The sequence below is a fragment of the Streptomyces sp. NBC_01233 genome (assembly GCF_035989305.1).
Classification (GTDB): domain Bacteria; phylum Actinomycetota; class Actinomycetes; order Streptomycetales; family Streptomycetaceae; genus Streptomyces.
Genome location: NZ_CP108514.1, coordinates 4,273,367 through 4,287,592, shown reverse-complemented (window position 1 = coordinate 4,287,592; position 14,226 = coordinate 4,273,367). Strand labels below are relative to the sequence as shown.

At 69.9% G+C, this 14,226-nt stretch carries 15 protein-coding genes; 6 read left to right on the top strand and 9 right to left on the bottom strand.

The annotated features are described in order from the left end of the window. Positions 1–36 precede the first annotated feature (36 nt). Positions 37–1,041: a C40 family peptidase gene (locus OG332_RS20155; protein WP_327419310.1), complete on the top strand. Its 1,005-nt coding sequence runs from the start codon at positions 37–39 to the stop codon at positions 1,039–1,041. A 204-nt stretch (positions 1,042–1,245) separates the two neighbouring features. Then, positions 1,246–1,977: a phosphatase PAP2 family protein gene (locus OG332_RS20150; RefSeq protein WP_327414796.1), complete on the top strand. Its 732-nt coding sequence runs from the start codon at positions 1,246–1,248 to the stop codon at positions 1,975–1,977. A gap of 120 nt (positions 1,978–2,097) precedes the next feature. Here OG332_RS20150 and OG332_RS20145 read toward each other — a convergent pair whose 3' ends face one another. Next, a complete protein-coding gene (locus tag OG332_RS20145) occupies positions 2,098–2,316 on the bottom strand; it encodes a hypothetical protein (protein ID WP_327414795.1) in 219 nt (72 codons plus the stop codon). Positions 2,317–2,471: 155 nt separating this feature from the next. Next, on the bottom strand, positions 2,472–2,687 hold the full coding sequence (locus OG332_RS20140; RefSeq protein WP_327414794.1) for a hypothetical protein: 216 nt from the start codon (positions 2,685–2,687) through the stop codon (positions 2,472–2,474). A 131-nt stretch (positions 2,688–2,818) separates the two neighbouring features. On the opposite strand from OG332_RS20140, the gene OG332_RS20135 reads away from it, so the two are divergent. Together OG332_RS20135 and OG332_RS20130 are read left to right on the top strand one after the other, a co-directional pair. After that, on the top strand, positions 2,819–3,652 hold the full coding sequence (locus OG332_RS20135; protein ID WP_327414793.1) for a hypothetical protein: 834 nt from the start codon (positions 2,819–2,821) through the stop codon (positions 3,650–3,652). Positions 3,653–3,805: 153 nt separating this feature from the next. After that, positions 3,806–3,961 (top strand): hypothetical protein, encoded by a 156-nt coding sequence (locus OG332_RS20130; RefSeq protein WP_327419582.1) that lies wholly within the window; start codon positions 3,806–3,808, stop codon positions 3,959–3,961. 60 nt (positions 3,962–4,021) lie between these two features. Here OG332_RS20130 and OG332_RS20125 read toward each other — a convergent pair whose 3' ends face one another. Continuing rightward, positions 4,022–4,387, bottom strand: a complete 366-nt coding sequence (locus OG332_RS20125) for a metal-sensitive transcriptional regulator (protein WP_327414792.1) — start codon at positions 4,385–4,387, stop codon at positions 4,022–4,024. A 194-nt stretch (positions 4,388–4,581) separates the two neighbouring features. Here OG332_RS20125 and OG332_RS20120 point away from each other — a divergent pair, with 194 nt between their 5' ends. Both OG332_RS20120 and OG332_RS20115 read left to right on the top strand, forming a co-directional pair. After that, positions 4,582–5,202: a DUF47 domain-containing protein gene (locus OG332_RS20120; protein ID WP_033225924.1), complete on the top strand. Its 621-nt coding sequence runs from the start codon at positions 4,582–4,584 to the stop codon at positions 5,200–5,202. Between the two features lie 5 nt (positions 5,203–5,207). Next, positions 5,208–6,206 carry an inorganic phosphate transporter gene (locus tag OG332_RS20115; protein ID WP_327414791.1) on the top strand — a complete coding sequence of 333 codons (999 nt, stop codon included), beginning with the start codon at positions 5,208–5,210 and terminating at the stop codon, positions 6,204–6,206. A gap of 138 nt (positions 6,207–6,344) precedes the next feature. Here OG332_RS20115 and pstB read toward each other — a convergent pair whose 3' ends face one another. From pstB to OG332_RS20085, 6 genes are all read right to left on the bottom strand, one after another. Next, the gene (gene pstB, locus OG332_RS20110) at positions 6,345–7,121 is read right to left on the bottom strand and encodes a phosphate ABC transporter ATP-binding protein PstB (RefSeq protein WP_327414790.1); all 777 of its coding nucleotides are present in this window, start codon (positions 7,119–7,121) and stop codon (positions 6,345–6,347) included. 30 nt (positions 7,122–7,151) lie between these two features. After that, entirely contained in the window at positions 7,152–8,234 is a 1,083-nt protein-coding gene (gene pstA / locus OG332_RS20105) for a phosphate ABC transporter permease PstA (RefSeq protein ID WP_327414789.1), read from the bottom strand. Next, on the bottom strand, positions 8,234–9,223 hold the full coding sequence (gene pstC / locus OG332_RS20100) for a phosphate ABC transporter permease subunit PstC (protein ID WP_327414788.1): 990 nt from the start codon (positions 9,221–9,223) through the stop codon (positions 8,234–8,236). The genes pstA and pstC overlap by 1 nt, the downstream gene beginning before the upstream one ends. Positions 9,224–9,350: 127 nt before the next feature. Further along, positions 9,351–10,487 carry a phosphate ABC transporter substrate-binding protein PstS gene (gene pstS / locus OG332_RS20095; protein WP_327414787.1) on the bottom strand — a complete coding sequence of 379 codons (1,137 nt, stop codon included), beginning with the start codon at positions 10,485–10,487 and terminating at the stop codon, positions 9,351–9,353. Positions 10,488–10,732: 245 nt separating this feature from the next. Next, positions 10,733–11,701 carry a CHAD domain-containing protein gene (locus OG332_RS20090; RefSeq protein ID WP_327414786.1) on the bottom strand — a complete coding sequence of 323 codons (969 nt, stop codon included), beginning with the start codon at positions 11,699–11,701 and terminating at the stop codon, positions 10,733–10,735. Further along, positions 11,682–13,982: an RNA degradosome polyphosphate kinase gene (locus tag OG332_RS20085; RefSeq protein ID WP_327414785.1), complete on the bottom strand. Its 2,301-nt coding sequence runs from the start codon at positions 13,980–13,982 to the stop codon at positions 11,682–11,684. Before OG332_RS20085 ends, OG332_RS20090 begins: the two co-directional genes overlap by 20 nt. Positions 13,983–14,226: the final 244 nt, after the last annotated feature.

The following is a 14,226-nucleotide window of genomic DNA, read 5'->3' as shown; positions in this document are numbered from 1 at the left end:
TTCATGAGGCAGTGTTGACGAGTGCGCAAGTTCTGGATGGCAAGCGGGCTCGGGATCGGTGTGTGCCTGACCTTCATCGCGCTGCTGGTCGTCGGCACGTACTCGGCGGCGGCGGGGATGGTGAACAGCGGCAGGCAGGGTGCCGTCGGACTGGTCAAGGGGTCGGTTCCGGCGATCTATCAGCCGCTGGTGGAGAAGTGGGGGAACCTTTGCCCCGCCCTCAACCCGGCTCTGCTGGCGGCGCAGCTCTACACGGAGAGCGGCTGGAAGCCCGACGTGGTGAGTCATGCCGACGCGCGCGGCATCGCCCAGTTCATCCCGGGCACCTGGGCCACGTACGGCATCGACGGTGACGGTGACGGCGACCGTGACATCTGGGACCCCAAGGACGCCATCCCCTCGGCGGCCTCGTACGACTGCCAACTCGCCAAGGACGTGGCCCAGGTGCCGGGGGATCGGTCCGACAATATGCTCGCCGCCTACAACGCCGGCCCCTATCGCGTGATCAAGGCCGGGGGCGTGCCCCCGATCAGCGAGACGCAGGGCTACGTGAAGTCCATCCGCGCCCTGGAGAAGAGCTTCGCCCGGCCCGTCGGGCGGGTGGCGCCGTCGCAACAGGCCGCCGGGGCCATCTACTTCGCGCAGAAGCAGCTCGGCACGCCGTATCTGTGGGGTGGCAACGGAACGCCCGACCAGGGTGGGCGGTTCGACTGCTCCGGGCTGACCAAGGCCGCGTACGAGACGATGGGGATCCAGCTGCCGCGCGTGGCCAACGACCAGTACAACGCCGGGTCCCATCCCCCGCGCGACCAACTGCTGCCCGGTGACCTGGTCTTCTTCTCCGACGATCTGACGAATTCTCGGGACATCCGGCACGTCGGGCTCTACGTGGGCGGCGGATACATGATCAACGCCCCGTACACCGGCGCCGTGATCCGCTTCGACAAGATCGACACTCCCGACTACTTCGGTGCGACGCGCGTGACCAAAGATGGTGCGGAGGCCCTTCCGGACCGTTCCGCGGCTGGTCGGGCGCCGTAGCGACTCTCCGTGAGGCCGAGGCCCTGAGCTGCGATGACGAGTCACTCTTCGATAACGTTGGAGTGATCATTCGGTGGAGAGTGGAACGCAGTAGCCAGAACGGGCGTTCCATGAACGCGGGGGTCGATCAAGTGGGGGGCGAAGGGGCGCACACAGGGGTGCGCCCGCACGGGAACCACGGCAAGGGCAAGGGGCCGCATCACCATGGCTGGACTCACAACAGGTGGGCCGAACGTGGATGTCAGCCTGCTGTACGAGGTCAACGGAGCGGCCCGGCGGGCGCCGGGATGGCTGGACCGGGTCGTGAGCCTGGCCGGTGAGTACGGGATCCCGCTGGCCCTGGTGCTCCTGGTGTTGTGGTGCTGGCACGGTGCGCGCCGACAGGACGAGACCACCGCCGTCGAGTCCTTCGCCGCCCTGGTGTGGGCCCCGCTGGCCGCCGGACTGGCCCTCCTCGTGAACGTACCGCTGCGCGAATTCGTCGGACGGCAGCGGCCGTTCCGGCACCACGAGGGCCTGCAGGTGCTGGATCCCGGCTTCGGCGCGGGGATCGGGAACACCCAGTTCTCCTTCGTCAGCGACCACACCACCCTGGCGATGGCCCTGGGCGTGGGCCTGTTCCTGGCGAACCGGAAGATTGGTTTTCTGGGGATCGGACTGGCCCTCGCCGAAGGCTTCTGCCGCGTCTACATGGGCGTCCACTACCCGACCGACGTGATCGGCGGCCTCGCCCTCGGCACCGCCGTGGTGCTCGTGCTCGCGCCGCTCGCCATGGCGCTGCTGACCCCGGTGGTGCGGGCGGTGGCCGGCTCCCCGCGCGTCGGGCGGCTCGTACGGGCCAAGGGCCGGGCGGCGCCCCGGCCGGTCGGGCTCGCGACGCAGACCCAGACCCCGCCCGCGGGGCAGCGCACGCACGAGAACGACCTCGCCGCCTGAGGCCGACGCGGACTCAGGTCCGCGCGTACGCATCCCATACGGCCAGCAGCGCGGCCACCAGCAGGCACAGCCCCGCCACTCCGAAGCACACCCGGACCGCCGACCGGCGGGGCCGGGGGGTCACGGGTCGCCGCCGTCGGTGGCGCCGTCACGGCGGTACCGGGAGCGCAGCCACCATCCGGTGAGCGCGGCCGCGGCGGAGGTGAGCCCGACGGACAGGGCCACGTCGGCCGGGCTGTCCGCCGAGCCCACGGGTCTGGCCCAGGCCGCGGCGGCCGGGGTGAACGCGACGAGCAGGGCCCAGAGGAGGGCCGTGAGGCGGGCAGCGGATCCTGGCATGAATCAAGGGCATCCGCTGCGCCCCGCCCCGGCCAGCCGGGCCGTCCGAACGGGTTAGGGAATCCCCTCGGCCCCTGATCCTCGGCCCCTGGCCCTCGGACCTCGACGCCTGGCCCTTGGCCCTCGGACTCTGATCCCCGCCCGGAGCCGTCGCGTCAGCCCGCCGAGTGCCGGGCGGCGTCCCTCCGGGCCAGGTCGCGGGAGCGGCGGGCCGGGCCGGACCAGCCGCAGGTGCAGACCGCCAGGGAGAACGCTCCGCGTTCGGCGGTGGAGGTGGCGTGGCCGGTCGGGGGCTGCGGCTCTGACGTCGGCCGCGGGAGCGGCTCGGAGGCAAGCGGAGGGACCAGGGTCGCGTCGGTGTGCGGTTCCACGCACCCACGGTACCCGGGGCGGCCACTGCCGGGGAGGGTGCGCGCCCGTGACGGGAAACCCGGGACCTCGTTAAGCGGAGCGGGTGGGGGCCTCGGGCAAGCAGCGGTCATGCGTTGGGGGTTGGCAGGCGATGGTGGTTCACCAGCACAGGCGGCGGCCCGGACGTGCGGGTGAGGCCGTGCTCGCTGCCTGCGTCACCCTGGCGGTCACGGCGATGAGCGGGTGCGCGGGCGGCGGCGGCAGCGACGGGCGGCCTCAGGCGGACGCGGCGGCGGTGGTCCGCGGGGCCGCCGACGCGCTGACGAAGACCGGCAGCGCCCGGGCCCGTACGGCCATGGAAATGGCCACGGGCGGGACCCGGGTCACGATCCGCGGCGAGGGCGGGGTCGACTTCAAGAACCGGATGGGGCAGCTCCTGGTCATGCTCCCGGCCGATGTGAAGGGCGAGGACGAGCACCGGCCCATCACCGAGCTGCTCGTGCCGGGCGCGCTCTACATGAAGAACCGCGGTGCGGGCGTCCCCGCCGACAAGTGGGTCCGGGTCGACACGACGACCCTCGCCGACGGGAACCTGGTCACGGGCGGGGCCACCGATCCGCTGGTCGCGGCCGAGCTGCTGCGGGGCGCGCAGGAGGTGACCTACGTAGGGGAGACCGAGGTGGCCGGCACCAAGGTCCGGCACTACCGGGGGACCACCGACATCGGGCGGGCCGCGGGGAGGGCTTCGGCGGGGGTGCGGGGGGCGCTGGAGGCCGCGGCGAAAGGGTTCGGCAAGGACACCGTGCCGTTCGACGTCTACCTGGACGAGCAGGGACGCCTGCGGAAGGTCCGGCACCGTTTCACGTACGTCAACAATGGCGTGATCGATGTCTCGTCGACCACGCTGCTGTACGGGTTCGGGACGCCGGTGACCGTCGTATTGCCGGCAAGCGGGGACATTTACGCCGGGAAGATCGCCGAGTAGTGGGGCGGGCGGAGGGGGAGCGGCGCGATCGGGCCATGGGCCGGTATCCGGAAATGGTCCATCCGTGTCATGTGCCCCGGGCCATGGCGTCCCTACGCTGAGAAGCCGGGCCCGAGCGTCGATGACCGTAGACGGCAGACTGAGGTGACACGCGTGACTCCCGCAGGCGGTACGACGGTGCAGGACCACGTGGCTCTCGCCGAGATCGAGCTGTGCGGTGAGCTGATCATCGCGGCGTCGGCGGCGGTGGAGGAACGGCTCAGTCAGGACCGGATCGACGAGGTGCTGATGGGTATCTGGTCGGGCTGAGCGCCGCGTCTCCCCGGCTACCGCCGGAAGGTGCCCCCAGGGGCTCCGCCCCGGCCCCCGCTACGTGCGCAGGAGGCGGGCGATGGCCTTCGTGGCTTCCTCGACCTTGGCGTCGATCTCGGTACCGCCCTTGACCGCCGCGTCGGCCACGCAGTGGCGCAGGTGTTCCTCCAGCAGCTGGAGCGCGAAGGACTGGAGGGCCTTCGTGCTCGCCGAGACCTGCGTGAGTATGTCGATGCAGTAGACGTCCTCGTCGACGAGCCGCTGCAGGCCGCGGATCTGGCCCTCGATCCGGCGCAGTCGTTTGAGGTGCTCGTCCTTCTGGTGGTGGTAGCCGTGGACGGCTCCGCCGTCGTGGGGCGCCTCGGCTCCGGAGCCTCCCCCAGCTACCGCCGGGGGTACCCCCCCCGCCTCGATGGTCGTCATGCGTCCTCCCGTGGTCCGGAATGAGGGATGCATACCCCTCATGGGTATAGGGTACTGGGCCGCTGCCCAAGGGGCAGGGGTCCGTGGTCCTCACTTTGCCCGATGGAGGACACTGGGGAACGGTCGGTTAGCCGTGGCCGGGGGATGCGCCTAGCATCAGCCTGACCGAATCCGATGCACCCCGAGGACCTCACGTGCGATTTCGTCTGACCCCCAGGGAGACGAGCTTCTACGACATGTTCGCCGCATCCGCGGACAACATCGTCACGGGCTCCAAGCTCCTGATGGAACTGCTCGGAGCGGACTCCTCCGCCCGGGTCGAGATCGCGGAGCGGATGCGGGCAGCGGAACACGCCGGGGACGACGCGACCCACGCGATCTTCCACCAGCTGAACTCCTCCTTCATCACGCCGTTCGACCGCGAGGACATCTACAACCTCGCTTCGTCGCTCGACGACATCATGGACTTCATGGAAGAGGCCGTCGACCTCGTCGTCCTCTACAACGTGGAGGAGCTCCCCAAGGGTGTCGAGCAGCAGATCGAGGTCCTGGCGCGCGCGGCCGAGCTGACCGCCGAGGCCATGCCGCACCTGCGGACGATGGACAACCTCACCGAGTACTGGATCGAGGTCAACCGTCTTGAGAACCAGGCCGACCAGATCCACCGCAAGCTGCTCGCGCAGCTCTTCAACGGCAAGTACGACGCCATCGAGGTGCTGAAGCTCAAGCAGATCGTCGACGTGCTCGAAGAGGCGGCCGACGCGTTCGAGCACGTTGCGAACACGGTGGAGACCATCGCGGTCAAGGAGTCCTGAACCTCGTGGACACCTTTGCTCTGGTCGTGACCATCGGTGTCGCGCTCGGCTTTACGTATACGAACGGTTTTCACGACTCGGCGAACGCGATCGCGACCTCCGTCTCGACGCGGGCGCTGACCCCGCGCGCGGCCCTCGCGATGGCCGCCGTGATGAACCTCGCCGGTGCCTTCCTGGGCAGCGGGGTCGCCAAGACGGTCAGCGAGGGCCTGATCGAGACGCCCACGGGCCCCACCGGCATGTGGATCCTCTTCGCGGCGCTGGTCGGTGCGATCGTCTGGAACCTGATCACCTGGTACTTCGGCCTGCCCTCGTCCTCCTCGCACGCGCTCTTCGGCGGCATGGTGGGCGCGGCGCTGGCGGGCGGTACCGGGGTGATCTGGTCGGGTGTGATCGACAAGGTCGTCATCCCGATGTTCGCCTCGCCGGTCGTCGGTCTGGTCGTCGGATACCTGGTGATGGTGGTCATCCTGTGGATGTTCCGCCGGTCCAACCCGCACAAGGCCAAGCACGGGTTCCGGATCGCGCAGACCGTGTCCGCGGCCGCCATGGCGCTGGGCCACGGTCTCCAGGACGCGCAGAAGACGATGGGCATCGTCGTGATGGCGCTGGTCATCGCCGACGTGCAGAGCGCCGACGCGCCGATCCCGGTCTGGGTCAAGGTCGTGTGTGCCGTGATGCTGTCGCTGGGTACGTACGCGGGCGGCTGGCGCATCATGCGCACGCTCGGCCGCAAGATCATCGAGCTGGACCCGCCGCAGGGCTTCGCGGCCGAGACCACGGGCGCCTCGATCATGTTCGGCTCGGCGTACCTCTTCCACGCGCCGATCTCCACCACCCACGTCATCACCTCGGCGATCATGGGCGTGGGCGCGACCAAGCGCGTGAACGCGGTCCGCTGGGGCGTCGCCAAGAACATCGTCATGGGCTGGTTCATCACCATGCCGGCCGCGGCCCTGGTCGCCGCGGTCTGCTTCTGGATCGTGAACCTCGCCTTCGTGTAGGACGCGGGAAGCAGGAAGCAGCAAGCGGGAACGAAAGCGGGCCGGCTCCCCCCACCCAGGGGGAGCCGGCCCGCTTTCTTTCTTTCGCCTTGCGGTGGCACCGCCATGCAGCACCGCAGGACGCGTTCACATCCCGGTTTAGCCGAAGCGGCCCGAGATGTAGTCCTCGGTCGCCTGCACGGACGGGTTCGAGAAGATCCGGTCCGTGTCGTCGATCTCGATGAGCTTGCCGGGCTGGCCGACCGCCGAGAGGTTGAAGAAGGCGGTGCGGTCCGAGACGCGGGCCGCCTGCTGCATGTTGTGCGTCACGATGACGATCGTGAAGCGCTCCTTGAGCTCGCCGATCAGGTCCTCGATCGCCAGCGTGGAGATCGGGTCGAGGGCCGAGCAGGGCTCGTCCATCAGCAGGACCTGGGGCTCGACCGCGATGGCGCGGGCGATGCACAGACGCTGCTGCTGGCCGCCGGAGAGGCCCGAGCCGGGCTTGCTCAGGCGGTCCTTGACCTCGTTCCAGAGGTTGGCGCCCTTGAGGGACTTCTCGACGATGTCGGCCAGCTCGGACTTCTTGAAGCTGCCGTTCAGCCGCAGGCCCGCCGCCACGTTGTCGAAGATCGACATGGTGGGGAAGGGGTTCGGGCGCTGGAAGACCATGCCGACGGTGCGGCGGACCGCGACCGGGTCCACGCCGGCGCCGTACAGGTTCTCGTCGTCCAGGAGCACCTTGCCCTCCACGCGGCCACCGGGGGTGACCTCGTGCATGCGGTTCAGGGTGCGCAGGAAGGTGGACTTGCCGCAGCCGGAGGGGCCGATGAAGGCGGTCACGGAGCGCGGCTCCACGGTCATCGAGATGTCATCGATGGCCTTGTGGCTGCCGTAGAAGGCGGACAGTCCGCTGACGTCGATTCGCTTCGCCATGAGGGGTCACTTCGCTTTCATACAGTCGCGTCAGCGACCGGTCTTCGGGGCCTTCCAGCGGGCGATGCCGCGGGCCACCAGATTGAGGATCATGACGAAGGCGATCAGTACGAGGGCTGCGGCCCACGCCCGGTCGTAGGAGGCTTCACTGCCGACCTTGTACTGCTCCCAAATGTAGAGGGGGAGCGAGGACTGGGCGCCTTCGAAGGGGTTGCCGTTGATCAGCTGGGTGCCGAAGACCAGCAGCATGATCGGGGCGGTCTCGCCGGCGATGCGGGCGACGGCCAGCATGACACCGGTGGCGATACCGCCGATCGCGGTGGGGAGCACGACCTTGAGGATCACGCGCCACTTCGGCACGCCGAGGGCGAGTGCGGCCTCGCGCAGCTCGTTCGGGACGAGCTTGAGCATCTCCTCGGTGGAGCGGACCACGACGGGCATCATCAGGATCGACAGGGCCATGGCGCCGGCGAAGCCGGACGGGCCGAAGCCGAGCATCAGGTTCCAGGTCGTCAGGATGAACAGACCCGCGACGATGGAGGGGATGCCGGTCATGACGTCGACGAAGAAGGTGACGGCCTTGGCGAGCGGTCCCCGGCCGTACTCGACCAGGTAGACGGCGGTCAACAGGCCGATCGGAGCCGCGATCAGGGTGGCCAGGGCGACCTGCTCGATGGTGCCGAGCAGCGCGTGGTAGACGCCGCCGCCCTCGTCGAAGCTGGTCACGCCGTTCATGGAGTGCGTGAGGAAGTTCGCGTTCAGGAGCTCGAGGCCGCGGCTGATCGTGGTCCACATCAGCGAGAGCAGCGGGATGACCGCGAGGACGAAGCAGACCCACACCATGGAGGTCGCGACACGGTCCTTGGCCTGACGCCGGTTCTCGATGACCGCGCTCGCGGTGTACGTGATGGCGACGAACAGGAGGGCCGCGAGCAGTCCCCACTGGAGCTTGCTCTGGAGGCCGAAGGCGAGGCCGATGCCGCAGCCGAGGGCGATCGAGAGGGCTGCGATGCCGACCGGGGCCCAGCGGGGCAGGCCGCCCCGGGTGAGGCTGGCGGGGGCGGCGGACTTGGGGGCCCGGGCGGGCCGCTGGTCCTGGAGTGCGTGGCTCATCAGGCGTTCGCCCCCGAGAAGTCCTTGCGGCGAGCGATGATCAGGCGAGCTGCACCGTTGACCAGCAGGGTGAGCAGGAAGAGGACCAGACCGGAGGCGATCAGCGCGTCCCGGCCGAACTCGTTGGCCTCGTCGAACTTCGCGGCGATGTTCTGCGCGAAGGTGCCGCCGCCCGGGTTCAGGACGTGGAACGAGATCAGGAAGCTCGGGGAGAGGACGGTCGCGACGGCCATGGTCTCGCCGAGTGCGCGGCCGAGGCCGAGCATCGAGGCGGAGATGACACCGGAGCGGCCGAAGGGCAGCACCGACATCCGGATGACCTCCCAGCGGGTCGCGCCGAGGGCCAGGGCGGCCTCCTCGTTCATGCGCGGAACCTGGAGGAAGACCTCGCGGCTGACGCTGGTCACGATCGGCAGGATCATGATCGCGAGCAGGATGCCGACGGTGAAGAGCGAACGGGCGACGCCGATCTGGGTCTTGTCGAAGACGTACGTCCAGCCCAGGTACTCGTCGAGCCAGAGGTTCAGGCCGTTCAGCTGCGGTACGAGGAAGAGGGCGCCCCAGATGCCGTAGATGATCGACGGTACGGCGGCCAGCAGGTCGACCACGTACGCGAGGGGCGCGGCCAGCTTGCGCGGCGCGTAGTGCGAGATGAACAGGGCGATGCCGACAGCGATCGGAACCGCGATGGCCATCGCGATGATCGAGCTGACGACGGTGCCGAAGAGCAGGACGGCGATGCCGAAGACGGGCGGGTTGGCCGACGCGTTCCAGTCGAAGGTGGTGAGGAAGTTCCCCTCGTTCTTCGACAGCGCGATCGAGGCGCGGTAGGTGAGGAAGGCGGCGATCGACGCCATGATCACCAGGAGCAGGATGCCGGATCCCTTGGAGAGCCCGGCGAAGATCTTGTCACCGGCGCGGCCGGTGGACCTTCCGCTCTTGGAGACAGGCGGAGCCGTGTCTATCTGGGTGGGTGTGGTGGAAGCCATGGTCTTTCCGGTCTGAGTGGGGGCAGGCCCCCTGGCGGCGGTGCACCGGATTCCCCCGGGTGAAGGGGAAGGGTCCCCGGGTGTCGGCTGCCCGGACGGGGGCGGCCGACACCTCGGGGGTCAGGATTTAGCCCAGCGAGTTGATGGCTTCGCGGACCTTGGTGTTGATCTCGGCCGGGATCGGCGCGTAGCCGTTGTCGAGGAGGACCTTCTGGCCCGCGTCCGAGGCGGTGTAGTTCAGGAAGGACTTGACGGTCGGGAGCGTCTCGGCCTTGTTGCCCTTGTCGCAGACGACCTCGTACGTGACCAGGACCAGCGGGTAGGCGCCCTCGGCCTTGGTGGTGTAGTCGAGCTTCAGCGCCAGGTCGGAGCCGGTGCCGGCGATCTTGGCGGCGGAGATGGCCTTGGAGGCGTTCTCACCGGTGGCCTTGACCGGGGCGGCGGCACCCGTGTTCAGGTCGATGGTCTTGATGCCCTGCGAGCTGGCGAACGAGAGCTCGAAGTAGCCGATCGCACCGTCGACCTGCTTGACCTGGGCGGCGACACCGGCGGAGCCGGAGGCGGCCTGGCCGCCCGGGGCGGCCCACTTCTTCGCGGCCTCGTGCGGCCAGGCGTCGGGGGCGGCGGCCTTCAGGTACTTGGTGATGTTCTCGGTGGTGCCCGAGTCGTCGGAGCGGTGGAAGGCCTGGATGGCGGTGGAGGGAAGCGTGACGCCCGGGTTCAGCTTCTTGATCGCCTCGTCGTCCCACTTCTTGATCTTGTCGTTGAAGATGTTGGCGACCGTGGCGGCGTCGAGGTTCAGCTTGTCCACGCCGGCGACGTTGAAGCCGAGGGCGACGGGGCCGCCGACCATCGGCAGGTTGATGCCCTGGCCACCGGTGCAGATCTTCTTCGATTCCTCGACCTGCTCCGGCTTCAGCGCCGAGTCGGAGCCGGCGAAACCGACGGTGCCCTGGTTGAAGGCGACGATGCCCTCACCGGAGGAGGAGGACTTGTAGTTCACCTCGACGCCGGAGCAGGCGGCCATGTAGTTCTTGATCCACAGCTCGACCGCGTTCTTCTGCGCGGAAGAGCCCGAGGCCAGGAGCTTGCCCTTGGCGTCGTCGCACTTGATGTCGCCCGCGGCGGCCGCGGAGGGCTTCGCCGATCCGTCGGCGGTCTTCGTGTTGTCGTCCGAGCCGCACGCCGTGAGGACCAGGGCGCCGGACACGACAAGCGCCCCGAGGGCGGAGGCACGAAGCATGTTCTTGCGCTGAAGCTTCACTTTCGGGTGTTCCTTCCAGAAGCCGCCGGCCGCTTTCTGTATCGGGGCGGCGTGCGAAGAGGACTACGTCGGTTTGCTCGGCCGAGCTGCTCGGTTTCCGGGCGGCTCCCTCCGTGCACCACCGAAATTAGGCAGAACAGGTGAAGCAGCCGACCGGCCCGAGTGAACGGACGGTGAACCGTGGCGGACGACCCGGTGCGTTCCCGTCCGTTCGCACACGACTGTCATCATCCGTTATCCGCCCGTTATCGCGGTGTGACCGCGGGCTCCCGCAGCCACACGTGCTGGAAGTCGAGCCGGGCCGCCTCGACCTCGTGGCGCTGGTCGGCGTGCAGGACGCCGAGTGCGTAGGCCGTCGCCGGGGCGATGCGGGGGGTGCGGGCCGCCGTCGCCGAGGCGGCCGCGGCCTCCGCCGCGTCGCGGTGGCGGTCCAGGGCCTCGCCCGCGGCCGCCGGCCGGCTCACGTCCTCGCCGAGCGCCTCCCGGGCGTACCGGTGGACCCGCAGGAGGCGGCGTACCTCGTGCCAGAGCCCGTCGTGGTCCGCGTCGTACGGGCTCGGCGCGGCCTCCGAGCCGCGGCACGGCGGCAGCGCCGCGACCGCTGCCGACAGTCGGTTTTCGGCGACCTCTGCCAGGGGGACGAGGACGTCCCCGACCCGCCCCCGGGCCGCCACGGAGTCCAGCGGGACCTCCGAGGCCAGCACGGCCACCGCGTCCGCCACCGCGTGGAAGCGGGAGGAGCCGAGCGCCTGCAGCGTGGCCGAGTGGGCGCGCGTGCGCGCCAGGGTGAGCTGGCGCTCCAGCAGCGCGCCGGCGCGCGCCGAGCCCACCGTGAGCGCCCCGGCCGTGCCGCGCGGTGCCGGGAGCTCGGGGGAGCCCGACAGCCGGTGCAGCGCGTCCATCAGCCGGGCCAGCCGGGCGGCGTACGCGTGCTCGTCGGCCAGTGTCGAGGACAGCCACACCAGCTCGGTGCGCAGCCCGTCGGCCCAGGAGGACTCGGTCACCACCCGGAAGGTGGCAAGGGATCCGCTGATCCGGCGCGCAGCCCCCCGCAGGCTGCGCGCCGCGTCGCTCCCTTCGGCGGCGGCTGCCCCGCTCTCCTCGTGCAGGCGCAGCCCGCGCAGGAAAGCGGTGGCCTGGGAACGCAGGTACGTGCCGAGCACGTCACCCGCGTCCGCCGTCGCCGTAATCGGGTCATGGTTTGGCTGAGCCACGCCGGCGCCTCCGGGCGTCTATGAGCGTCTCCTGTACGTGCCGCAGCGGCTGGCCTTCCGCGTCCGTGCTGTGCCGGGTCCACTCGCCGTCCGGGCCCAGGTGCCAGGAGGAGGTGGCGTCGGACATGCCGGTTTCCAGCATCCGGTCCAGTGCCGCGCGGTGGGCCGGGTCGGCGACCCTGACCAGTGCCTCGATACGACGGTCGAGGTTGCGGTGCATCATGTCGGCGCTGCCGATCCACACCTCGGGCTCGCCGCCGTTGCCGAAGGCGAAGACCCGGGAGTGTTCCAGGAAGCGGCCGAGGATCGAGCGGACCCGGATGTTCTCCGAGAGTCCGGGGACCCCGGGGCGCACGGCGCAGATGCCGCGCACCCAGATGTCGACGGGCACGCCCGCCTGGGCGGCCCGGTAGAGCGAGTCGATCAGAGCCTCGTCGACGATCGAGTTCATCTTCAGGCGCACGTAGGCGGGGCGGCCGGCCTTGTGGTGGGCGGCCTCCTTGTCGATGCGCGCGACCAGTCCGTCGCGCAGCGAGCGGGGCGCCACCATCAGCCGGCGGTAGGTCTCGCGGCGCGAGTAGCCGGACAGCCGGTTGAAGAGGTCGGAGAGGTCCGCGCCGACCTGCGGGTCGGCGGTGAGCAGGCCGAGGTCCTCGTAGAGCCGGGCCGTCTTGGGGTGGTAGTTGCCGGTGCCCACGTGCGAGTAGCGGCGCAGCTGGTCGCCCTCCTGGCGGACGACGAGGGACAGCTTGCAGTGGGTCTTGAGGCCGACGAGTCCGTAGACGACGTGGCAGCCGGACTCCTCCAGCTTGCGCGCCCACTTGATGTTGGCCTGCTCGTCGAAGCGGGCCTTGATCTCGACGAGTACGAGGACCTGCTTGCCGGAGTCGGCGGCGTCGATCAGGGCGTCCACGATCGGGGAGTCGCCGGAGGTGCGGTACAGCGTCTGCTTGATCGCGAGGACGTCCGGGTCGGCGGCGGCCTGCTCCAGGAAGGCCTGCACCGAGGTGGAGAAGGAGTCGTACGGGTGGTGCAGCAGGACGTCCCGCTCGCGCAGGGCGGCGAAGATGTCGGGCGCGGACGCGGACTCGACCTCGGCGAGGTCCCGGTGGGTGCCGGCGACGAACTTCGGGTACTTCAGCTCGGGCCGGTCCAGGGAGGCGATGCCGAAGAGGGAGGTCAGGTCGAGGGGCCCGGGCAACGGGTACACCTCGGAGGCGTTGACGTTCAGCTCCTGCACGAGGAGGTCCAGGACGCCCGGGTCGATGGACTCCTCGACCTCCAGGCGCACGGGCGGGCCGAAGCGGCGCCGCATGAGCTCCTTCTCCAGGGCCTGGAGGAGGTTCTCGGCGTCGTCCTCCTCCACCTCCAGGTCCTCGTTGCGGGTCACGCGGAACATGTGGTGCGCGAGCACCTCCATGCCGGGGAACAGCTCCTCCAGGTGCGCGGCGATGACGTCCTCCAGGGGGACGTAGCGCTGCGGGGAGGCTTCCAGGAAGCGGGAGAGGAGCGGCGGGACCTTGACCCGGGCGAAGTGGCGGTGGCCGCTGACCGGGTTGCGCACGACGACGGCCAGGTTGAGGGAGAGGCCGGAGATGTACGGGAACGGGTGCGCGGGGTCCACGGCCAGCGGGGTCAGCACCGGGAAGATCTGGTTCCGGAACAGCGTGAAGAGGCGGGCCTGCTCCTTCTCGGTGAGGTCGGGCCAGCGGATGAGGTGGATGCCCTCCTCGGCCAGGGCCGGGGAGATGTCCTGCTGGAAGCAGGCGGCGTGGCGGGCCATGAGCTCGCGCGAGCGCGTCCAGATGAGGTCCAGCACCTCGCGGGGCTGCAGGCCCGAGGCCGAACGGGTGGCGACACCGGTCGCGATACGCCGTTTGAGGCCGGCCACCCGGACCATGAAGAACTCGTCCAGGTTGCTCGCGAAGATCGCCAGGAAGTTGGCGCGCTCCAGGAGGGGCGTGGTGGGGTCCTCGGCGAGCTCCAGGACGCGCTCGTTGAAGGCGAGCCAGCTGCGCTCCCGGTCGAGGAATCGGCCCGGGGGCAGCTCGCCGCCGTCCTTGTCGTCGTACGCGTCCAGGTCGGCGTCGATATCGGGTTCGAGGTCGACGTGCGGGCGGTGCGCGGAGATGGAGCCTATGCGGGCGTGGGCCCCGGTCACGGCGTTGACGGGGCCGGTCGCCTTGGCGGCGGCGTTACCGGACGCCGGGCCTGCGGCGGACGTGTGAGACGGCTGCTGGGCGGGGACCTCGGTGGGGCCTGCGCTGGGCTTGTGGCTCATGACTCCATTCTTCCGCGCACGCGGGAGGACAGGCGCGTCGGAAGTGTCGGCCGTCAGTCGGAGTCGGGGCTGCATTGGGGGAGAGTCGCAAGCGCGTCTTAATGCCCGGTTAATGGCGTGTGGCTTCCCGGCTCCGGCTGGTGCACGAGTCGCCTCCCGGCGGGGGTGGCGGGGGCGGGGCGGGGCGCCCCCCAGACTCCGTCCGGGGGACCCCAGGGGGGCTCCGCCCCCTGACCCGGAGCCT

Coding starts and splice junctions, on each gene's coding strand:
- OG332_RS20135 (WP_327414793.1), top strand. CDS start 2,819: ATGGTGGTTCACCAGCACAGGCGGCGGCCCGGACGTGCGGGTGAGGCC.
- OG332_RS20085 (WP_327414785.1), bottom strand. CDS start 13,982: ATGAGCCACAAGCCCAGCGCAGGCCCCACCGAGGTCCCCGCCCAGCAG.
- pstB (WP_327414790.1), bottom strand. CDS start 7,121: ATGGCGAAGCGAATCGACGTCAGCGGACTGTCCGCCTTCTACGGCAGC.
- pstC (WP_327414788.1), bottom strand. CDS start 9,223: ATGGCTTCCACCACACCCACCCAGATAGACACGGCTCCGCCTGTCTCC.
- OG332_RS20125 (WP_327414792.1), bottom strand. CDS start 4,387: ATGACGACCATCGAGGCGGGGGGGGTACCCCCGGCGGTAGCTGGGGGA.
- OG332_RS20155 (WP_327419310.1), top strand. CDS start 37: ATGGCAAGCGGGCTCGGGATCGGTGTGTGCCTGACCTTCATCGCGCTG.
- pstA (WP_327414789.1), bottom strand. CDS start 8,234: ATGAGCCACGCACTCCAGGACCAGCGGCCCGCCCGGGCCCCCAAGTCC.
- OG332_RS20150 (WP_327414796.1), top strand. CDS start 1,246: ATGGCTGGACTCACAACAGGTGGGCCGAACGTGGATGTCAGCCTGCTG.
- OG332_RS20145 (WP_327414795.1), bottom strand. CDS start 2,316: ATGCCAGGATCCGCTGCCCGCCTCACGGCCCTCCTCTGGGCCCTGCTC.